Origin of the sequence: Serratia sp. BIGb0234, assembly GCF_024809915.1 — a bacterium.
Taxonomy (GTDB): Bacteria; Pseudomonadota; Gammaproteobacteria; order Enterobacterales; family Enterobacteriaceae; genus Serratia; species Serratia liquefaciens.
Window position 1 is genome coordinate 1,262,682 of the sequence record NZ_JANUEI010000001.1, and the last position, 19,517, is coordinate 1,282,198.

Genomic DNA, 19,517 nt, shown 5'->3' on the forward strand with positions numbered 1-19,517 from the left:
AATCAACATGACACGAAGCAATGTAGAAATGCCTAATGAAGTGCAGGCTTGGGTCAGCGAAGGTCGCTATAAAGAAGGCTTTTTTACCCAACTGGCTACCGACGAGTTAGCGAAAGGCATCAACGAAGACGTGGTGCGCGCCATCTCGGCCAAGCGTAACGAACCTGAGTGGATGCTGGAGTTCCGCCTGGAGGCTTACCGTGCCTGGCTGCAAATGGAAGAGCCGCACTGGCTGAAAGCCAACTATGACCGGCTGAATTACCAGGACTACAGCTATTACTCGGCGCCGTCCTGCGGCAGTTGTGATGACGCCTGCGGCTCGCAGCCCGGCGCAGAACAGCAGCCCGGCGCGGTCACGGACAACAATTACCTGACCAGCGAGGTTGAACTGGCGTTTAACCAGCTCGGCGTGCCGGTGCGAGAAGGCAGTGAAGTGGCGGTGGACGCGATCTTTGACTCCGTCTCGGTCTCCACCACCTATCGCGAGAAGTTGGCCGAGAGCGGGGTGATTTTCTGTTCGTTCGGCGAGGCGATCCACGAATACCCGGATTTGGTACGCAAATACCTCGGCCGCGTCGTACCCTCAAACGACAACTTCTTCGCCGCGCTGAACGCCGCGGTGGCCTCTGACGGGACCTTCGTCTATGTGCCGAAGGGCGTACGCTGCCCCATGGAACTGTCGACCTATTTCCGTATTAACGCCGCCAAAACCGGGCAGTTCGAACGCACCATCCTGATCGCCGACGAAGGCAGTTATGTCAGCTACATCGAAGGCTGCTCTGCTCCGGTACGCGACAGCTATCAGCTGCATGCGGCGGTGGTGGAAGTGATCCTGCACAAAGACGCCGAAGTGAAATACTCGACCGTACAGAACTGGTTCTCCGGCGGTGACAGCAAGGGCGGGATCCTGAACTTTGTCACCAAGCGCGCACTGTGCGAAGGTGCCGGGTCGAAAATGTCCTGGACCCAGTCGGAAACCGGCTCGGCCATCACCTGGAAATACCCGAGCGTGATCCTGCAGGGCGACAACTCTATCGGTGAGTTCTTCTCTGTGGCGCTGACCAGCGGCCATCAGCAGGCGGACACCGGCACCAAGATGATCCACATCGGCAAGAACACCCGTTCGACCATCATCGCCAAAGGTATCTCTGCCGGGCACAGCGAGAACACCTATCGCGGCCTGGTGAAGATCCTGCCGGGAGCGGAAAACGCCCGTAACTTTACCCAGTGCGACTCGATGCTGATCGGGCCGGACAGTGGCGCCCATACGTTCCCTTATGTTGAGGCGCGTAACAACAGCGCGCAGCTGGAGCATGAAGCCACCACCTCAAAAATTGGCGATGACCAACTGTTCTACTGCCTGCAACGTGGCATCAGTGAAGACAATGCCATTTCGATGATCGTCAACGGATTCTGTAAGGACGTGTTCTCTGAGCTGCCGCTGGAGTTCGCCGTCGAGGCGCAGAAGTTATTGGCCATCAGCCTGGAACACAGCGTGGGCTAATCGCCGGATTTACAGCGCGAAAGCGCGACCTAAGGACACTGCATGTTAAGTATCAAGAATTTAAAAGTCAGCGCGGAAGGCAACGAGATCCTCAAGGGTCTGGACCTGGAGATCAAACCCGGTGAAGTGCATGCCATCATGGGGCCGAACGGCTCGGGCAAAAGCACGCTTTCGGCGACCCTCGCAGGGCGCGAAGAGTATGAAGTCACTGAGGGCGAGGTGACCTTTAAAGGTAAAGACCTGCTCGAGTTGGATCCGGAAGATCGTGCCGGCGAAGGCGTGTTTCTGGCGTTCCAGTACCCGGTGGAAATTCCCGGCGTCAGCAACCATTTCTTCCTGCAGACGTCCGTGAATGCGGTGCGAAAATACCGCCAGCAGGAGGCGCTCGATCGCTTCGATTTCGCTGATTTTATCGAAGAGAAGATTGAACTGCTGAACATGCCGCCCGATCTGCTGACCCGTTCGGTCAACGTCGGTTTCTCCGGTGGGGAGAAAAAGCGTAATGATATTCTGCAGATGGCGGCGTTGGAGCCGGATCTGTGCATTCTGGATGAAACCGACTCCGGTTTGGATATCGATGCGCTGAAGATCGTCGCCAACGGCGTTAACTCGCTGCGCGACGGCAAGCGATCGTTCATTATCGTCACGCACTACCAGCGTATTCTGGATTACATCAAACCGGATTACGTTCATGTTCTTTCCCAGGGGCGCATCGTCAAATCCGGCGACTTCTCCCTGGTGAAACAGTTGGAGGAGCAGGGCTATGGCTGGCTTACCGACGAACAATAACTCACGCGCGCTGCAGCAGCTTTACAGCCTGTTCGAAGAGCGTGGCGGCGAGCATTCCGCGCATGCGCTGGCGCACTGGCAGCAGGCTTTACGCCTGGGCTGGCCGACCCGCAAGCATGAGAACTGGAAATACACGCCGCTGGAAGGCCTGCTGGAGCAGCAGTTCCTGGAGCCGCCTGTAGAGCAGGTGACCACGGCTCAGGTGGATGCACTGGCGTTGGCTATCGATGCATATCGGTTAGTGTTTATCGACGGCCGTTTCAGTGCGGCGCTGAGCGATGGCGAACTGGGCGATTATCAGTTTGACGTTGCCTCCTACGGCACGCCACAGGCGCTGCCTGAGCCCATTCAGCCTGAAATTTTTCTGCACCTGACCGAAAGCCTGGCGCAGGAAACCAGCATTATCCGCGTGGCGGCCGGTAAAAGCGCGTCACGCCCTTTGTACCTGTTGCATATCAGCAGCGGACGCGGTGCCGCAGGCGGAGTGAACACCGTGCATCACCGTCATCATCTTGAGATTGGGCGCAGCGCCCAGGCCGAAGTGATTGAGCACTACGTCAGTTTGAACGATGCCGCGCATTTCACCGGCGCACGCCTGACCGCCAATGTGGCTGACAATGCCCAACTGCATCACTGCAAACTGGCGTTTGAAAGCCAGCCAAGTTACCACTTTGCCCATAACGATTTGGTGATTGGCCGCGACGCGCAGGTGAAGAGTGACAGCTTCCTGCTCGGTGCGGGCCTGACGCGCCACAACACCAGCGCGCAGCTTAACGGTGAAGGATCTAATTTGGTGATCAACAGCCTTGTGCTGCCGGTCGGCAAAGAGGTGTGCGATACCCGAACTTACCTGGAACACAACAAGGGTTACTGCGAAAGCCGCCAATTGCACAAAGTGGTGGTTAGCGACCGCGCCAAGGCCGTGTTCAATGGCATGATCAAAGTGGCCAAGCACGCGATAAAAACCGATGGGCAGATGACCAACCACAATTTGCTGTTGGGCAAAGTGGCTGAGGTCGATACCAAACCGCAGCTGGAAATCTATGCCGATGACGTGAAGTGTAGCCATGGCGCCACCGTCGGGCGTATCGATGAAGAGCAGCTGTTCTATCTGCAATCACGGGGCATCGACAAGCACGCTGCGCAACAGATGATTATTTTTGCCTTTGCCGCTGAGCTGACTGAGGGGATCGGTAACGAAACCATTCGTGAATCGGTGCTGGCGCGCATTGCACGGCGCTTGCCGGAGCCGGGGGAGGCCGCATGAGTTTTCCCATCGAACGGGTACGCGGCGATTTCCCGATCCTGTCGCGTGAGGTCAACGGCCAGCCTCTGGCTTACCTCGACAGCGCGGCCAGTGCGCAAAAGCCGCAGGCGGTAATCGATCGCGAGCTGGATTTTTATCGTCACGGTTATGCGGCGGTGCATCGCGGCATCCACACCATGAGCGCCGAGGCGACACAGGAAATGGAAGCGGTGCGTGAAAAGGTGGCGGCGTTTATCAATGCAGGCTCGGCGGAAGAGATCGTATTCGTTAAAGGCACCACCGAAGGCATCAATCTGGTGGCCAACAGCTTTGGTCGCCACTTCCTGCAGCCCGGTGACAGCATCATCATCACCGAGATGGAGCACCATGCCAACATCGTGCCCTGGCAGATGCTGGCGCAAGAGCGTGGACTGAACCTGCGCGTCTGGCCGCTACAGCAAGATGGTACGTTGGATGTGGCGCAGCTGCCTGGATTGATCGATGCCACCACCAAACTGCTGGCGTTGACTCAGGTTTCCAACGTGTTGGGCACGGTCAATCCGGTGCAGGAAATTACGGCGCAGGCCAAAGCTGCCGGTCTGAAGGTGCTGATTGACGGTGCGCAGGCGGTCATGCACCAACGGGTTGATGTGCAAGCGCTGGATTGTGATTTCTACGTATTTTCCGGTCACAAGCTGTATGGGCCTTCCGGTATCGGCGTTCTCTACGGTCGTCAGGCGCTGTTGCAGCAAATGCCACCGTGGGAAGGCGGCGGCTCAATGATTCAGCAGGTGAGCCTTACTCTCGGCACCACCTATGCCGAGCCACCGTGGCGTTTTGAAGCCGGTTCCCCCAATACTGCAGGCATGATGGGACTGGGGGCGGCGATTGACTACGTGAACGCGCTGGGGCTGGAGGCGATTGCTGATTATGAGCATTCGCTGATGCATTATGCGCTCGAAGCGCTGCAGCAGGTACCGACGCTGAAGATCTATGGTCCGGCGGATCGCGCTGGGGTGATCGCCTTTAATCTGGGCGAACACCATGCCTATGACGTCGGCAGCTTCCTGGATCAGTACGGCATCGCTATTCGCACCGGACATCATTGCGCGATGCCGCTGATGGCGTTCTATAATGTGCCGAGCATGTGCCGCGCCTCGTTGGCGTTGTACAACACCCGCGAAGAAGTTGACCGGCTGGTGGCCGGGTTGCAGCGAATTCAAAAACTGCTGGGATAGGGTAGACTGTCGGGCTTGGCGCTATTGGCTGAGCGCCGGTGGCCAGTGACATGGGGTCGGCATGCCGGCCCCTGAATTATTGAAAGGAACCTCATGGCGAACTTGCCGGATAAAGAAAAGTTGGTGCGTAATTTTTCCCGTTGCCTGAACTGGGAAGACAAGTACCTGTATGTCATCGAACTGGGCGCGAAGCTGCCGGCGCTTGACGATAGCGAACGTCAGGCGGGCAATCTGATTTCCGGTTGTCAGAGCCAGGTGTGGATTGTGATGCGGCTCGATGAACAAGGGCAGGTCGAGTTTCACGGGGATAGCGACGCGGCTATCGTCAAAGGGCTGCTGGCGGTGGTGTTTATTCTTTATCACCAAATGACGCCGCAGCAGATTGTCGAGCTGGACGTGCGGCCGTTTTTCGCCGAACTGGCGTTGAGTCAGCACCTGACGCCTTCCCGTTCTCAGGGGCTGGAAGCCATGATCCGCGCAATCCGCAGTCAGGCCGCCAAACTCTGATATTCCTAAGGCTCATTGATAAGGCGCTTATATTTGCTATGTCAATGAGTCTTTACAAAACCCGCCCAACCCTGCTATTCACCCCGCAAATCAGTGACATATCAGCAGCTTATCCCTTGACGTTATACTGACAAATGGAGAAAGCGATTACGTTATAACATGTTGATTTTTAGAGGACTTATTGCCTTTGACGTCAGCATTGCTAGTATTAATCAGGTCTTGTCTGATTTACCGGTCATCAAGTGCCAGATAGCCTTGTGGCCGAACCGTAATAAGCATATAGGGATGATAATGAAACGTGCGTTGAGTTTAATGGGCATGCTATTTGCCACCGTACTGACCGGCACGCAAGCCGCCAGCGCGAGCGAATACCCGCTGCCGCCGCCGGACAGCCGTCTGATTGGCGAGAACACCACCTATACCGTACCGAACGATGGGCGTCCGCTGGAGGCGATTGCTGCCGACTATAAAATTGGTCTGCTGGGCATGCTTGAGGCCAACCCGGGTACCGATCCCTTCCTGCCCAAGCCGGGTTCGGTGTTGACCATCCCGACCCAAATGCTGTTGCCGGACACCAAGCGTGAGGGGATTGTCGTCAACCTGGCCGAACTGCGTCTATATTACTACCCGAAAGGCGAGAACAAGGTCATCGTTTATCCTATCGGTATCGGCCAGACCGGGATGCACACTCCGCTGCAGGTGACCTCCGTAAGCCAAAAAATCCCGAACCCGACCTGGACGCCGACAGCCAATATCCGCAAGCGCTATCTGGAGAAAGGCGTGAAGCTGCCGGGCGTGGTGCCGGCCGGTCCTGAAAACCCAATGGGCCTGTTCGCTATGCGTCTGGCTATGGGGCACGGTGAGTATCTGATCCACGGCACCAACGCCAACTTCGGTATCGGCATGCGCGTCAGCTCTGGCTGTATCCGTCTGCGCCCAACCGATATCGAGGCGTTGTTCAACATGGTACCGCGCGGTACCCGTGTTCAGGTCATTAACGATCCGGTGAAAATTTCGGTTGAACCGGACGGTAAACGTTACGTAGAAGTGCATCAGCCGCTGTCGAGAGTTGAAAGCGACGATCCGCAGACCATGCCGATTACGTTGTCCAAAGCCGAGAAGGCTTTTGTCGGCGATGCGCAGACCGATAAGGCCGTGTTCGATAGCGCGGTTGTACGCCGCTCTGGCATGCCGGTGCTGGTTAACGTGGGGCAGAACCCCTCTGACGTCAGTTTAACGCCTGTAGCCTCGCAGGAAGCGAATAAGGGCCCGTTCAAGGGTGCACCTATCAGTTCGGTGAATTAAAAAGTAGCCGTAGCGGTCAATACCGATGGGTTCAGCGTGCTGAGCCCTTTTTTTTCGCCTAAAGACGGAAGGGGGGAAATGCGGAAATGACAGGCAAAAAAAACGGCGCACAATGTGCGCCGTTTTCAATAACCGAAGCTATCTTACTTTTTGTAAGCGTGAGCTTGGTTGTCCAGGCGCTGGTTAGCACGTGCTGCGTCGTCTTTAGCTGCTTGAACGTCAGAACGGATTGCGTTCACGTCGTTGCTCAGCTGGTCAACTTTAGCGTTCAGAGTCTGAACGTCAGAAGACAGTTGATCGATTTTAGCATTGCTAGAGCAGCCTGCCAGCAGAGTGGAACCCAGGATTACCGCGCCCAGTACCAGTTTAGTACGATTCATTATAACACCCTCTAGATTGAGTTAATCTCCATGTAGCGTTACAAGTATTACACAAACTTTTTTCGAAAGAGAATAATTTTTTTGTATTGGAGTGCTTTATTTTGATCGTTCGCTCAAACTTACAGCTTCTTTTGAAAAATAGTTAAAAAATGTAGGGAAAACAGCTGGATTCCATGGGACAACTCCGATTTATAATTAGCTAAATAATGAGCAATCCACGGTTGCGTTTTTGAGAAAACAGTTTACCAGTGCTAAAAAAAACGCCGCTAAGCGGCGTTTTCATCAAAATAATTATGTCACGTTTTATATTAAAGCACGTGAACCGAGGCAGTATTGGTTGTGCCGCTCGGAACCAGAGCACCGGAAACCATCACCACAACGTCGCCTTTTTGTGCCAGACCGCTGGCCAGCGCCGCTTCTTTACCGATGCGATAGAAGTCGTCGGTAGAGGCAATTTCCTTGACCATCTGTGGGATCACGCCTTTGCTCAGAATCAGCTGATGCGCGGTGACTTCATTGGTGGTCAGCGCCAGGATCACGGCGTTAGGGAAATATTTACGCACGGATTTGGCTGATTTGCCGCCGCTGGTGGCAACCACGATCAGTGGCGCATCCAGTTTCTCTGCGGTTTCAACGGCGCCGCGGCATACGGCTTCGGTGATGCGGAGCTTGCGGTTGTCATTCAGGCTGTCGATACGGCTTGGCATCACGCGGTCAGTGCGCTCACAGATGGTCGCCATGATGGTAACGGCTTCAAGCGGGTACTTACCCTTGGCGCTTTCGCCTGACAGCATCACTGCGTCGGTACCGTCCAGAATGGCGTTGGCAACGTCGCCGGCTTCTGCGCGGGTAGGGCGTGGGTTCTTGATCATGGAATCGAGCATTTGGGTGGCGGTGATCACCACTTTACGTGCGCGGTTACATTTTTCGATCATCATCTTCTGCGCGAAGATCACTTCTTCTACCGGGATTTCTACGCCCAGATCGCCACGAGCGACCATGATGCCGTCAGAAGCTTCGAGGATTTCGTCGAAGTTGTTCAGGCCTTCCTGGTTTTCGATTTTGGAGATGATCTGGATCTGCTCGCCGCCGTGGGCTTTCAGGTGCTCACGAATTTCCAGCACGTCGGAACGCTTACGGATAAAGGAAGCGGCAACAAAGTCCACACCCTGTTCGCAGCCGAAGATCAGGTCGCGCTTGTCTTTTTCAGCCAATGCCGGCAACTGGATGGAAACGCCCGGCAGGTTAACGCCTTTGTTTTCGCCCAGGTCACCGCTGTTAAGCACCTTACAGACCACTTCGTTCTCGGTCACGTTGGTGACTTCCATGCCGATCAGGCCGTCGTCCACCAGTACGGTGTTGCCGATTTTCAGATCTGCGCTAAAACCGGCGTAGGTTACTGCAACGCGTTCGTTGTTGCCGATAACGCTCTGATCGGTGGTGAAAGTAAAGGTCTGGCCAGCAACCAGAGAGGCATCTTTGCCGCCTTCCAGTTTCATGGTGCGGATTTCCGGGCCTTTGGTATCCAACAGGATACCGGCGTTCTGACCGGTTTTCGCCATCACGGCGCGCATGTTCTTGATGCGGTTGCCGTGCTCTTCGTAATCGCCGTGGGAGAAGTTAAGGCGCATTACGTTCATGCCAGCGTTCAGCAGGTTGGTCAGCATTTCTTCCGATTCGGTTTTTGGACCGATGGTACAAACAATTTTGGTCTTTTTCATGACGGAGTTTTCTACAAGTTGTGATGGATAATAAAACGAATAAAACCAGCGGTCAGGCCACTGATAAGGGATTTGAGTCGTGCCTGGTGGTGCAAAACATAGTTAAGGATAGGTGACCGGAGTCGAAATGGGGCGGAAAAATTCAGCCCGCGCCGGGATGCGGGGATGCTGCGCAACGTGATGAGATGAAAATGTGTTGTTATTGCGTTTTCGCAGATCAAGGGCTGAAACCATTCAACTGAAAGACGTTGCGCATTATAAAGGCTAAGCGGCGGGAAACAAAATAAAAAACCGGTGCTAACGCGCGGATCCGGCAAATCAGCAGCAAATGTGGCGCAAATGCAAACTGACAGCTGCAGTTTGTTGCGCAAATAACCTTAGTGTAAACATGTCATTGGCCGATTTTAGCCGGATACGATAATTTCCAGCAGCGTACCGGCCGACAGGCAGAAGCAGCCGCTGGCAATGTTAGCGGGGATGGCGATAGTTTCACCGGCCACGATCACCTGGGTATCATTGCCGACGGTGAATTCAAACTCACCGGAAACCACCCGCGTCTGCAGAGCGTAAGCCCGCTTTTGCAGTTGGCCGAAGGTTCCTGCTTCGAACTTCACTTCCGTGGCGCTGGTGCCGTCGCTCATTACCCCTTGCCTGCGGGTAAGGCCGGTGTCCAGTTTTTCAAACGCAGTCTCTGCGGTAAATTTCAGCATGGGATCTGTCCTGATAGGGTATTGACCTTGATGATACCTGATGTGGTTTGCGGTAGCAGGAGCAAAGTTTTTAAAGCTTGAGGAACTGTCGGGTCGATAGGGTGGAGCTGCGGATATTATGATTTGGTGCGTCCGAGTGGACTCGAACCACCGACCCCCACCATGTCAAGGTGGTGCTCTAACCAACTGAGCTACGGACGCACTGCACTGCTTTAGAATTTTGGTGCGTCCGAGTGGACTCGAACCACCGACCCCCACCATGTCAAGGTGGTGCTCTAACCAACTGAGCTACGGACGCACTGTACTGCTTTAGGAATTTGGTGCGTCCGAGTGGACTCGAACCACCGACCCCCACCATGTCAAGGTGGTGCTCTAACCAACTGAGCTACGGACGCATCTTTTCCTGTCTGTCATGGCTGACAGCGGGGACGAATATTAACGAGCTCCCCGCGCGCTGGCAAGGAGAAAAACGTAATTTTATCCGGTATTTCACGCGATTGCTGCGCTTGTGTGCAGTGCGGCGGTTTTTTCTGCAATCCATGCTGCTGAAGCCGCCGGTCGGCGTAACCGACCGGTGGTGATAGTTAGCGGGTAGAGCGCTGCAGGATCAGTGCCGCAGGCTGTTTTTGCAGCCAACGCATACGCAAGGCCATCATGATGGCGGCGAAGGTCAGCCCGATAATAAACCCAATCCAGAAGCCGCTAGGCCCCATCGCCGGGACGACAATGTCGGTCAACGCCAGCAGATACCCGCTCGGCAGACCCAGCACCCAATAGGCGATAAAGGTGATGAAGAAGATTGAGCGGGTATCTTTATAGCCACGCAGAACGCCGCTGCCAATTACCTGAATAGAATCGGAGATCTGGTAAATAGCTGCCAACAGCATCAGCTGTGATGCCATGGCCACTACCGCCGGGCTGTCGTTGTACAGCAGGGCGATTTGCTCGCGGAAGGTGGCGGTAAACAGCGCGGTGCAGCAGGCCATCAGGATACCGACGCCGATAGCCGAATAAGCGGCAATCCGCGCGCCTTCGACCGAGCCTTCACCCAACCGATAGCCAACGCGAATAGTCGCGCTGACGCCCAACGACATAGGCAACACGAACATCAGCGCGCTGAAGTTCAGGGCAATCTGATGCCCGGCCACCGAAACGATGCCCAATGGAGAGACCAGCAGAGCGACGACGGCGAACAGCGTGACTTCGAAGAACAGCGCCAGCGCGACTGGCAGACCGATGCCGAACAGGCGTCTTATTGCCGGCCAGTCGGGCCGCGGGCTGCTGCCTTCGTGTGGCAAAATATCGCGCTGCGACGGGGCGCGCTTCACGTACCAACGCATCGCCAGGAACATAAACCAGTAAACGCTGCCGGTCGCCACGCCGCAACCTACGCCACCCAATTCCGGCATGCCGAATTTACCGTAGATAAAGATGTAGTTGATCGGGATATTCACCAGCAGGCCGAGGAAGCCAATCACCATGCCCGGCTTGGTTTTCGATAGCCCTTCGCACTGGCCGCGCAGTACCTGGAAGAACAGATAGCCCGGCGCGCCCCACATGATGGCGTGCAGATAGCCCACGGCTTTATCCGCCAATTGCGGGTCGATATTGTGCATCAAGTCGATGACGAACTTACTGTTATACAGCACGATAATCACCAGCAACGAGACCGCCCCCGCCAGCCAAAAGCCCTGACGCACCTGATGAGCAATGCGATCTCGTCGGCCCGCGCCGTTAAGCTGGGCGATGACCGGTGTCAACGCCAACAACAGGCCGTGCCCGAACAAAATGGCAGGCAGCCAAATAGAGGTACCGACGGCAACCGCCGCCATATCTGTGGCGCTGTACGCACCGGCCATAATGGTGTCTACCACACCCATTGCGGTTTGTGATATTTGCGCGATGATTACCGGGATTGCGAGGGCCAATAAACTACGCGCTTCAATGAAGTACTTCTGCACGCATACACCTTTCTATTTATTTATGATGGAGGGGAGGGTCGTCGCGAAAGGACAACAATTAAAAATAGCGGAATTTTGTCAAAAAGATTGTACCCGCTCGGCGAGGTTAAGCAAATGCTGTGATGAAATAGTTATTAAATGCGCAGGCACAGACTTTTTGTCGCCACGGGTTTGGTTTTCCTCGCCAACTGGGGCAAACTGCCCCAAGCGCTTTAAACATTTTCAGAAAGAAGAGGCTCACATGTTCACCGGTATCGTACAAGGCACCGCGCCGCTGGTCGCCATTGATGAAAAATCCAACTTCCGTACCCACGTCATAGAAATGCCTACCGAGCTGCTGCCTGGATTGGAGCTCGGTGCGTCTGTGGCGCATAACGGCTGCTGTCTGACCGTCACCGCGGTAGAAGGTAACCGCGTCAGTTTTGATTTGATCAAAGAAACGCTGCGCCTGACCAACCTTGGTGAACTGGCGTTGGGCGATGTGGTTAACATCGAAAGGGCGGCCAAGTTTAATGATGAGATTGGCGGTCACCTGATGTCCGGCCATATTATCTGCACGGCGGAAGTTGCCAAGATTTATACCTCCGAGAATAATCGTCAGGTATGGTTACGTATGCCGAATGCGGAACTGATGAAATATGTTCTGCACAAAGGGTTTATTGGTATTGACGGAATTAGCCTGACCATCGGTGAAGTGGTGAATAATCGTTTTTGCGTACACCTGATCCCGGAAACGCTGGAACGTACCACGCTGGGCAAAAAACGCCTGGGTGATAAGGTGAATATTGAGATCGACCCGCAAACGCAGGCGGTGGTAGACACCGTTGAACGTGTGTTGGCAAGCCGCGAAGCGGCAATGGCGGCGGCGAGCGCGCTGGCGCAGAAGATCTGACAAACGACCCACCAGAGAGGAGCAATCGCGTGAAGTTTTATGGGAAAACGTTGATGTTAACGGCGCTGCTGGCGCTGAGTGCTTGTAGCAGTTCGCCGGACCAGGGCGCGGCCAACCCGACAGTGGATGCCGATAGCGACACCTGTGGTGCGGCGCAATACCAGAATTATGTCGGTAAACCGATGTCTTCGCTGGAAGGCGTACGAATTGAGTCGCAGGTACGTGCGATTCCGTATAACTCAGCGGTTACGATGGACTTCAACCTGCGCCGCCTGAATTTCCTGGGCGACAGCGAGGATAAGATCATTCGCGTGTATTGCGGCTGATGCTTTTGCAGGTCATGTATAAGAATAACCCCGGTTAATTGGCCGGGGTTTTTTATTGTGCATATTTAGCGCGTCACGCGGATACCGCCTTCTACGCCTTTCGGGCTGAATACCACCTGCCAGAGTTGAATGTCACGGGCGCGAAATGCTCCAGCGCAGGCGTTCAGGTAATAACTGAACATGCGCTCGAAACGATCCGAATAACGTTGGGCCAACTGCGGCCATGCCTGTTTGAATCTTTCGTACCACGCCATCAAGGTGCGATCGTAGTCAGCGCCAATATTGTGCCAATCTTCCATCACAAAATGCCCTTCGCTGGCCTGGGCAATATGGGTAACCGACGGCAGGCAGCCATTCGGGAAGATATATTTGTTGATCCACGGGTCAACATTCATATCTGTCCGATTCGAACCAATGGTATGCAGCAGGAATAAGCCGTCCGGTTTTAAATTACGTTCCACCACGTTGAAGTAGGTGCGGTAATTTTTCGGACCGACGTGCTCAAACATACCGACGGAAACAATACGGTCAAATTGCAGATGCAAATCACGGTAATCCTGCAGCAGGATCTCGACGTCCAGCCCGGCACAGCGCTCCTGTGCCAGCTTTTGCTGCTCGGCAGAAATGGTCACGCCCACCACCGAAACGCCATAGTTTTTCGCCGCATAGGCAGAAAGCCCGCCCCAGCCACAGCCAATATCCAGCAAATTCATGCCGGGCTGCAGCTGCAGCTTTTCGCAAATCATCCGTAATTTGGCTTCCTGCGCTTCTTCCAGCGTGGTCGCCTCTTTCCAGTAGGCGCAGGAATACTGCATATAAGGATCCAGCATCAGGGTAAAGAGATCGTTCCCCAGATCGTAATGTTCTTTGCCGACTATCCAGGCGCGTTTCTTCGATTGCAGATTGGTTAATCGCGCGGCGGCAATTCGCAGGGTATCTTTGAGGTGGCGGGGCAATTTCTTTTCCAGACCGGCGCGGACCACGTGATGAAAGAATATATCCAGCCGTTCGCATTCCCACCAGCCGTCCATATAGCTTTCGCCCAGGCCGAGAGAACCCTCCTGCAGCACGCGTTTAAAAAAATTAGGATTTTTAACCTGAATATCGAAAGGGCGCGAGCCGTTTATTTCAATACCGGCCATGCTGAGCATTTCATGAGCGATACGGTACCATTGGTTGTCCTGGATGCTCACATCTTCTATACACGATGAACTCATAGCTTCTCCATCACCTTCTTCTGACTTATGACCCGTCAAAAAATAGCTTAGACAAATTCTGCGGGTGCATACGTTTACCTACGGTAAGAATCCCGTGGCGTCTGATATCCGACTATGAACAGAGGAAAATTTTAAGAAGGTTCCAGCGCAAGAAACGCGGGAAAGACAATCCTTAAAAAACTGTGACGCCATACGCGTACACAACAGTTGCTAGTGATAAAGAAATTATAAAAGTGTTATTTTTAAAGGTCGTTTTTGAGTATAGGCTTGCCGAGGCGCTTACTCAACTGTAAATCGCACTCGGCAAAAATATTCTTTAAGTGATTATTAATACTGGCAATTATGACGCGGAGTTAGCATGTTCCTGACGCGTCGCCTGTCGATCGTCCATTACCTTTCTCCGCTGCATCAGATAGCCCAACGCGGCTAATACCACCGTCGACACCATTACCGTGACCGTTGCCAACAGAGGCTGGGCGATAAAGGCCGAAACCAGCATGCTGGCGACAAAACACAGGCCTAATTGCAGGGTGTTTTGCAAGGCGGCAGCTTTACCGGTGCCCTCCGGGAAGGGGGTCAACGCATTGGCTACCACGATAGGGTAAATGGCTCCGTTGACCAACGCCATCACGCAGAACGGAATTAACAACGTAGTGAGCGTGGGCTGAGTCAGGGTGGCAACCAGATATAATGCAACCATACTGACGCCATAAACTACCAACAGCCAAGGCAACAAGGTGTTGCCATTCATGCGGTTTAACGCGGTACGACAGCCATAGCCCCCTAATAAGAACGCCAGCGTCTGCGGCACATAGCTCAGACCGATGTCGTTCGGGCTATAACCCATATCACCAAGAATAAACGGTGAACCGGTCAGCCAGGCGAAGAAGCCGGCAGAACAGGCGGCAAAGATCATAACGTTGCCACTGAAGATGCGTGACTTTAATAGATGGAAGAAACTGAGCGCGCTTTTCTTATTGTCGTCGGAAGGCACGGTTTTGGCGCTTTCTTTCAGCAGCAGCGTCGGCAATAGCAAAAGCACGGTAATGCCCAGCAACACGGCGAAAATGGCGCGCCAGCCCATGTGATTCAGCAACCAGGCACCCACCAATGGCGCCAGCGCCGGTGAAAGGGCTACCAGCGGCATAATGGTGGCGAACACGCGGTTAGCCTTGCCTTCGCGATAGCGGTCAATTACCAAGGCCTGCCAGGTAACGGCAGCCGAGCAAACCCCAATCGCCTGGATAAAGCGCAGCGACCAAAGTTGCACGGCATTTTGCACCCACAGCATGCCAAGGCAGCCGAGGGCAAACAGCGCCAGACCGATCAGCAACACCGGTTTACGGCCGAGGCGATCGGAAAGCGGGCCCCACAGCAGTTGTGCAAAGGCAAACCCGGCCAGGAAGATGCTCAGGCTGGCGCTGATTGCCCCGGCGGAAATCTGCAGATCTTGCTGCATCATGCCGAAGGCGGGCAGGTACATATCGGTGGCCAGGTATCCCAGCATGCTCAGGCCGGCAAGGTAGAACATAAAACCAAAGGAATTTCGCATAGTATTTCTCGTTAATATTTTATTGTCGCAGGTTTTTAGCGCCGGCAAGTGTATCCGGCTGGATCTCTGCTTGTGAAACGGTAATATTTGCGAGGTGCTGTTAAAAAAATTGAAGGCAAAGCTATGTGGTCTGAATATTCCCTGGATGTCGTCGATGCGGTGGCCCGCACCGGCAGTTTCAGCGCCGCGGCGCAGGAGCTGCATCGGGTACCGTCGGCGGTAAGTTATACGGTGCGGCAGTTGGAGCAATGGCTGGCGGTACCGCTGTTTGAGCGCCGTCATCGTGACGTGGAACTGACACCGGCGGGCGTGCTGTTTATTCAGGAAGCGCGTGGTGTCATCAAAAAAATGCTCGACACGCGCCGACAGTGCCAACAGGTCGCTAACGGCTGGCGGGGCCAATTGAAAATAGCGGTGGATATCATCGTTAAACCCCAACGCAGTCGCCAATTGGTGCTGGATTTTTACCGCCATTTCCCCGACGTCGAATTGCTGGTTCAGCCGGAGGTGTTTAATGGCGTATGGGATGCGCTGGTGGACGGTCGTGCCGATATGGCGATCGGCGCCACAAGGGCGGTGCCGGTGGGCGGCGGTTTCGCCTTTCGCGATATGGGAGATATGCGTTGGTTGTGCGTGGCCAGTCCGCATCACCCGCTGGCCGCGATAGAGGGGCTGTTGAACGACGATCAACTACGGCCCTTTCCGTCGCTGTGCCTGGAAGATACCTCGCGCAACCTGCCCAAACGCGTGACCTGGACGTTGGACAACCAGCGCCGCCTGGTGGTGCCGGACTGGGCTTCTGCGGTGGACTGCCTGTGTGCCGGGTTGTGCGTTGGTATGATGCCCGCGCATCAGGTATTGCCTTTGGTGCAGCGCGGGGAGCTGGTGGCGCTACAGTTGCAACAGCCATTTCCCGCCAGTCCTTGTTGCCTGACCTGGCAGCAAAATACGCCGTCACCGGCTATGGCCTGGTTGCTGGATTATCTGGGAGACAGTGAAACCTTGAATCAGGAGTGGCTAAGCGAAGAATGACGCCGGAAACCGCGAGAGTGTCCGGCGTAGATAATTAGCGGCGATAATCGATGAACGGGCCGTCAGCGACCGAACGGCGCTCAACCAGCTTGGGATGAACCTCAATCACCTGCGACTCTTCACGCTTGCTGATAATGCGATCCAGCAGCATGGTGAAGGCCATCTCGCCCAAACGCTCTTTGGGCTGATGAATGGTGGTCAGTGCCGGGGTGAAGTAGCGGGCGTTTCGCACGTTATCGTAGCCAATCACCGATATGTCTTGTGGTACGCGCAGGCCAAGTTCATCGGCGGCGCAGATCGCCCCCATGGCCATGATATCGCCACCGCAGAAGACTGCAGTAGGACGTTGCTTCTGCGACAGTATCTGATGCATGGCCTTGTAACCGGATTCCGGCTCAAAGTCGCCCTGAACAATCCACTCTTCACGCACGTCGATATTGGCTTCTTCCATGGCTTTTAAAAAGCCCTGATGGCGGCCGCCGCCGGTATTACGCGCCAGTTGGCCCGGAATGGCCCCGATATCGCGGTGGCCGCGTTCAATCAGGTAGCGCCCGGCCAGATAGCCGCCTTCAAAGGCGTTATCGATAATGGTGTCGGTAAAGTCACCGCGTGCGGCGCCCCAATCCATGACGACCATCGGGATATTGCGATAATCTTCCAGCATGCCGAGCAGTTGGTCCGGGTATTCCGAACACATGACTAACAGGCCATCGACGCGCTTTTGCGCCAACATCGCCAGATAGGCGCGTTGTTTGTCCAGATTGTTATGTGAGTTGCACAGGATCAGCGTATAGCCTTTGCTGTAGCAGCTGTTTTCCACCGCCTCGATCACTTCGGCAAAGTAGGGTGCTTCGCTCGATGTGGCCAGCAGACCAATAGATTTGGTGTGATTGACCTTAAGGCTGCGCGCCACGGCGCTGGGTGAATAGTGCAGCTCTTTGATCGCGGCGCCAACGGCCGCTTTTGTTTCTTCGGCGACGAAACGAGTCTTATTGATGACGTGCGAAACGGTGGTGGTGGAAACGCCAGCGCGTTTGGCCACATCTTTAATCGTTGCCATGTAAAGAATGACTCCTGAACTCACATGTTGCAGTATGTAAGTGTGATGTTAATCGTTTGCCTGCGTAGATCCTTCTCCAAAGAAGCGAAAACTGAGTTTTTAGTGTGTTGAAGTCGTCAGCGCTTGGTCAGGAGGGGCATTTTGCCGGTACACAGTTGTGAACTGCGAATTTTGTCCCATATTGAGCAAAAGGGGAAGAGGTAATCGGTATTATAAACTGGGAAATGATAACAAGATTTTATCGGCCAACTGTGGGAAAATGGTTTAACACATTAATTGTGTGCCTTTTACCCTTGGGAAACCCAATCTGAAAAGGAGTTGTAATGGATACCGATTTGAAAATGTCACTGTTCACCACCCTGGGTGCGCTGGCTGTGATTATCGCTTTTAGCTTCACCGCAGCATTGAACTGATACTCTTCAGTCAACCAGGCGCAGTTCGCTACGCCTGGTTGTATTTTCCCCGCGTTACGCCAGATTTTCCTCCACAAATGCCCAGTTAACCAGCGCCCAGAAGTTTTCCAGGTAGGCCGGTCGTGCGTTGCGATAATCGATGTAGTAGGCGTGTTCCCAAACGTCGACGGTCAGCAACGGTTTGTCTTCACCAGTCAACGGCGTGGCCGCATTCGACGTATTAACAATCGCCAGCGAGCCATCCGGCTTTTTCACTAACCAGGTCCAGCCTGCGCCAAAGTTTTTCACCGCGGCGTCGCTGAATTGTTCCCGGAAGGCGGTAAAAGAACCAAAAGCCTGGTTGATCGCGGCAGCCAATTTGCCCTGAGGTTCCCCACCGCCCTGAGGTGACAGGCAGTGCCAATAGAAGGTGTGATTCCATACCTGAGCTGCATTGTTGAAGATGCCGCCGCTGGAAGCCTTGATGATTGCTTCAAGGGATAATCCTTCAAACTCGCTGCCTTTCAGCAAATTGTTCAGGTTGACCACATAGGCGTTGTGATGCTTGCCGTAGTGGTATTCCAGGGTTTCTGCCGAAATGTGCGGTTCGAGGGCATTTTTTTCATAAGGTAGTGCGGGCAGTTCAAACGACATTGCTTCCTCCTTGTACAGTGTCAACTCGCCGCTAAAGCAACGGACCTTAAATTGACCTGTTTTTATTGTGGGTATTTAGCTTGGCAATTTTCTCGATGAAATACAGTGGGGGCGGGCTAAAGGATTGGGTGCTTTAGAAAAATCAGTCAGGGGAGAGCGGCTGGGCAAGCCAGCCGCCAAAGAAATTATCGAATGGTTTTCGGTGTTACTACACGGCGGGCGCCGATGTAATGGTTTTGCCAGTAGTCATTGTCGAGCTGGCTGATCCGAATTTCTTCACCGGTACGCGGTGACTGAATAAATTTGCCGTTGCCCAGATAAACGCCAACATGGTCTGCCACGCCGCGGTTATTAATGCGGAAGAACACCAGGTCACCGCTTTCCAGTTCGCTTCTCTTGATCGGCGCAGCGTCTCGCAGGTGATACATTTCGTTGGCGGTGCGCGGCATTTTGATTTTCACCACGTCTTTATACGCGTAGTAAATCAGGCCGCTGCAGTCGAAACCGGTTCTTGGTGAAGTACCGCCCCAGCGGTAAGGTTTGCCCATTTGGTCCATCAGCTTGGCCATCGCGGTTTGCTTGGCGTGCTGATAGCGTTTTTTGTGCGCTGGAGTCAGCTTCAACGGTTTATCATCACGCACCAGTTTTGCGGTGGCCATCCCGGCTTCACGGTGGCGACCATAGCCTTTTTTGTAACCCTTTTTCGGCGGGGTAACTTTGATTTTGGCTATTTTCTGAGTTTTGCCTTTCGATTTGGCGCTGACGATCTTTTTAGCGGTTTTTTCCGTTTTGGCTTTGGAAACCTTGGCGGTTTTCTGCGGGGTGGTGGTTTTTGCTTTTTTGCTGGCTTTTACCGCTTTCTTTTTCTTGCGGTCATCTGGCCGGGCTTCGTTGACATGGCTTTTACGTTGCTCGGCGGCAATACGCGCCTGTGGCGCAGCATGCGCCAGATTGAAGAATAGCTGTGTAAACAGCAGCACAAAAAGCGTAAGAATTAAACGCATGTCGACGTTACCAACCTTGGCCCCGGA

At 54.2% G+C, this 19,517-nt stretch carries 19 protein-coding genes and 3 tRNA genes; 10 read left to right on the plus strand and 12 right to left on the minus strand.

The annotated features are described in order from the left end of the window. Positions 1-7: 7 nt before the first annotated feature. The 6 genes from sufB to M2407_RS06285 all read left to right on the plus strand — a co-directional run bounded on the left by sufB (position 8) and on the right by M2407_RS06285 (position 6,589). Complete coding sequence (gene sufB, locus M2407_RS06260) at positions 8-1,504, plus strand: Fe-S cluster assembly protein SufB (RefSeq protein ID WP_041414521.1); 1,497 nt, start codon at positions 8-10, stop codon at positions 1,502-1,504. A gap of 42 nt (positions 1,505-1,546) precedes the next feature. Further along, positions 1,547-2,293 (plus strand): Fe-S cluster assembly ATPase SufC, encoded by a 747-nt coding sequence (gene sufC, locus M2407_RS06265; RefSeq protein ID WP_020826656.1) that lies wholly within the window; start codon positions 1,547-1,549, stop codon positions 2,291-2,293. Further along, positions 2,268-3,560: a Fe-S cluster assembly protein SufD gene (gene sufD / locus M2407_RS06270; protein ID WP_217331182.1), complete on the plus strand. Its 1,293-nt coding sequence runs from the start codon at positions 2,268-2,270 to the stop codon at positions 3,558-3,560. Before sufC ends, sufD begins: the two co-directional genes overlap by 26 nt. Continuing rightward, positions 3,557-4,777 carry a cysteine desulfurase SufS gene (sufS, locus tag M2407_RS06275; protein ID WP_020826658.1) on the plus strand — a complete coding sequence of 407 codons (1,221 nt, stop codon included), beginning with the start codon at positions 3,557-3,559 and terminating at the stop codon, positions 4,775-4,777. The genes sufD and sufS overlap by 4 nt, the downstream gene beginning before the upstream one ends. A gap of 93 nt (positions 4,778-4,870) precedes the next feature. Beyond that, a complete protein-coding gene (sufE, locus tag M2407_RS06280) occupies positions 4,871-5,284 on the plus strand; it encodes a cysteine desulfuration protein SufE (RefSeq protein ID WP_020826659.1) in 414 nt (137 codons plus the stop codon). A 291-nt stretch (positions 5,285-5,575) separates the two neighbouring features. Next, the gene (locus M2407_RS06285; protein WP_020826660.1) at positions 5,576-6,589 is read left to right on the plus strand and encodes a L,D-transpeptidase family protein; all 1,014 of its coding nucleotides are present in this window, start codon (positions 5,576-5,578) and stop codon (positions 6,587-6,589) included. 143 nt (positions 6,590-6,732) lie between these two features. On the opposite strand, the gene M2407_RS06290 is transcribed toward M2407_RS06285, so the two are convergent. From M2407_RS06290 to M2407_RS06320, 7 genes are all read right to left on the minus strand, one after another. Beyond that, positions 6,733-6,969, minus strand: coding sequence for a major outer membrane lipoprotein (locus tag M2407_RS06290; RefSeq protein WP_004943717.1), 237 nt, complete (start codon positions 6,967-6,969; stop codon positions 6,733-6,735). Between the two features lie 308 nt (positions 6,970-7,277). After that, on the minus strand, positions 7,278-8,690 hold the full coding sequence (gene pykF / locus M2407_RS06295; protein ID WP_020826661.1) for a pyruvate kinase PykF: 1,413 nt from the start codon (positions 8,688-8,690) through the stop codon (positions 7,278-7,280). A 404-nt stretch (positions 8,691-9,094) separates the two neighbouring features. Further along, the gene (locus M2407_RS06300; protein WP_259217147.1) at positions 9,095-9,400 is read right to left on the minus strand and encodes a cupin; all 306 of its coding nucleotides are present in this window, start codon (positions 9,398-9,400) and stop codon (positions 9,095-9,097) included. A gap of 124 nt (positions 9,401-9,524) precedes the next feature. Continuing rightward, positions 9,525-9,601, minus strand: a tRNA-Val gene (locus M2407_RS06305). A gap of 20 nt (positions 9,602-9,621) precedes the next feature. Next, positions 9,622-9,698 (minus strand) — tRNA-Val (locus M2407_RS06310). A 20-nt stretch (positions 9,699-9,718) separates the two neighbouring features. Continuing rightward, positions 9,719-9,795 (minus strand) — tRNA-Val (locus M2407_RS06315). A gap of 189 nt (positions 9,796-9,984) precedes the next feature. Then, positions 9,985-11,361, minus strand: coding sequence for an MATE family efflux transporter (locus M2407_RS06320; protein WP_142815288.1), 1,377 nt, complete (start codon positions 11,359-11,361; stop codon positions 9,985-9,987). Positions 11,362-11,602: 241 nt separating this feature from the next. Between M2407_RS06320 and M2407_RS06325 the strand changes: the two genes are divergently transcribed. After that, positions 11,603-12,253 carry a riboflavin synthase gene (locus tag M2407_RS06325; RefSeq protein ID WP_020826664.1) on the plus strand — a complete coding sequence of 217 codons (651 nt, stop codon included), beginning with the start codon at positions 11,603-11,605 and terminating at the stop codon, positions 12,251-12,253. Positions 12,254-12,282: 29 nt separating this feature from the next. After that, positions 12,283-12,579 (plus strand): I78 family peptidase inhibitor, encoded by a 297-nt coding sequence (locus tag M2407_RS06330; protein WP_020826665.1) that lies wholly within the window; start codon positions 12,283-12,285, stop codon positions 12,577-12,579. 65 nt (positions 12,580-12,644) lie between these two features. Here M2407_RS06330 and cfa read toward each other — a convergent pair whose 3' ends face one another. Then, positions 12,645-13,796 (minus strand): cyclopropane fatty acyl phospholipid synthase, encoded by a 1,152-nt coding sequence (cfa, locus tag M2407_RS06335; protein WP_046373697.1) that lies wholly within the window; start codon positions 13,794-13,796, stop codon positions 12,645-12,647. Positions 13,797-14,136: 340 nt separating this feature from the next. Next, positions 14,137-15,348, minus strand: a complete 1,212-nt coding sequence (gene punC / locus M2407_RS06340; protein WP_122079115.1) for a purine nucleoside transporter PunC — start codon at positions 15,346-15,348, stop codon at positions 14,137-14,139. A gap of 123 nt (positions 15,349-15,471) precedes the next feature. Here punC and punR point away from each other — a divergent pair, with 123 nt between their 5' ends. Then, positions 15,472-16,380, plus strand: a complete 909-nt coding sequence (gene punR / locus M2407_RS06345; RefSeq protein WP_122079117.1) for a DNA-binding transcriptional activator PunR — start codon at positions 15,472-15,474, stop codon at positions 16,378-16,380. Between the two features lie 34 nt (positions 16,381-16,414). Here punR and purR read toward each other — a convergent pair whose 3' ends face one another. Next, positions 16,415-17,440: an HTH-type transcriptional repressor PurR gene (gene purR, locus M2407_RS06350; RefSeq protein ID WP_020826669.1), complete on the minus strand. Its 1,026-nt coding sequence runs from the start codon at positions 17,438-17,440 to the stop codon at positions 16,415-16,417. A 323-nt stretch (positions 17,441-17,763) separates the two neighbouring features. Here purR and M2407_RS06355 point away from each other — a divergent pair, with 323 nt between their 5' ends. Beyond that, complete coding sequence (locus tag M2407_RS06355; protein ID WP_020826670.1) at positions 17,764-17,853, plus strand: YnhF family membrane protein; 90 nt, start codon at positions 17,764-17,766, stop codon at positions 17,851-17,853. Positions 17,854-17,907: 54 nt separating this feature from the next. Here M2407_RS06355 and sodB read toward each other — a convergent pair whose 3' ends face one another. Next, on the minus strand, positions 17,908-18,486 hold the full coding sequence (gene sodB, locus M2407_RS06360) for a superoxide dismutase [Fe] (RefSeq protein ID WP_020826671.1): 579 nt from the start codon (positions 18,484-18,486) through the stop codon (positions 17,908-17,910). 185 nt (positions 18,487-18,671) lie between these two features. Then, entirely contained in the window at positions 18,672-19,490 is an 819-nt protein-coding gene (locus M2407_RS06365) for a C40 family peptidase (RefSeq protein ID WP_020826672.1), read from the minus strand. Positions 19,491-19,517 lie beyond the last annotated feature (27 nt).

Excerpts from the sequence above, each read along its gene's own strand:
- sufD (WP_217331182.1), top strand. The coding sequence starts at position 2,268 with ATGGCTGGCTTACCGACGAACAATAACTCACGCGCGCTGCAGCAGCTT.
- M2407_RS06355 (WP_020826670.1), top strand. The coding sequence starts at position 17,764 with ATGGATACCGATTTGAAAATGTCACTGTTCACCACCCTGGGTGCGCTG.
- M2407_RS06325 (WP_020826664.1), top strand. The coding sequence starts at position 11,603 with ATGTTCACCGGTATCGTACAAGGCACCGCGCCGCTGGTCGCCATTGAT.
- punR (WP_122079117.1), top strand. The coding sequence starts at position 15,472 with ATGTGGTCTGAATATTCCCTGGATGTCGTCGATGCGGTGGCCCGCACC.
- M2407_RS06285 (WP_020826660.1), top strand. The coding sequence starts at position 5,576 with ATGAAACGTGCGTTGAGTTTAATGGGCATGCTATTTGCCACCGTACTG.
- M2407_RS06300 (WP_259217147.1), bottom strand. The coding sequence starts at position 9,400 with ATGCTGAAATTTACCGCAGAGACTGCGTTTGAAAAACTGGACACCGGC.
- M2407_RS06290 (WP_004943717.1), bottom strand. The coding sequence starts at position 6,969 with ATGAATCGTACTAAACTGGTACTGGGCGCGGTAATCCTGGGTTCCACT.
- M2407_RS06365 (WP_020826672.1), bottom strand. The coding sequence starts at position 19,490 with ATGCGTTTAATTCTTACGCTTTTTGTGCTGCTGTTTACACAGCTATTC.
- sodB (WP_020826671.1), bottom strand. The coding sequence starts at position 18,486 with ATGTCGTTTGAACTGCCCGCACTACCTTATGAAAAAAATGCCCTCGAA.
- purR (WP_020826669.1), bottom strand. The coding sequence starts at position 17,440 with ATGGCAACGATTAAAGATGTGGCCAAACGCGCTGGCGTTTCCACCACC.
- sufC (WP_020826656.1), top strand. The coding sequence starts at position 1,547 with ATGTTAAGTATCAAGAATTTAAAAGTCAGCGCGGAAGGCAACGAGATC.
- sufS (WP_020826658.1), top strand. The coding sequence starts at position 3,557 with ATGAGTTTTCCCATCGAACGGGTACGCGGCGATTTCCCGATCCTGTCG.
- pykF (WP_020826661.1), bottom strand. The coding sequence starts at position 8,690 with ATGAAAAAGACCAAAATTGTTTGTACCATCGGTCCAAAAACCGAATCG.
- sufB (WP_041414521.1), top strand. The coding sequence starts at position 8 with ATGACACGAAGCAATGTAGAAATGCCTAATGAAGTGCAGGCTTGGGTC.
- cfa (WP_046373697.1), bottom strand. The coding sequence starts at position 13,796 with ATGAGTTCATCGTGTATAGAAGATGTGAGCATCCAGGACAACCAATGG.
- punC (WP_122079115.1), bottom strand. The coding sequence starts at position 15,348 with ATGCGAAATTCCTTTGGTTTTATGTTCTACCTTGCCGGCCTGAGCATG.
- sufE (WP_020826659.1), top strand. The coding sequence starts at position 4,871 with ATGGCGAACTTGCCGGATAAAGAAAAGTTGGTGCGTAATTTTTCCCGT.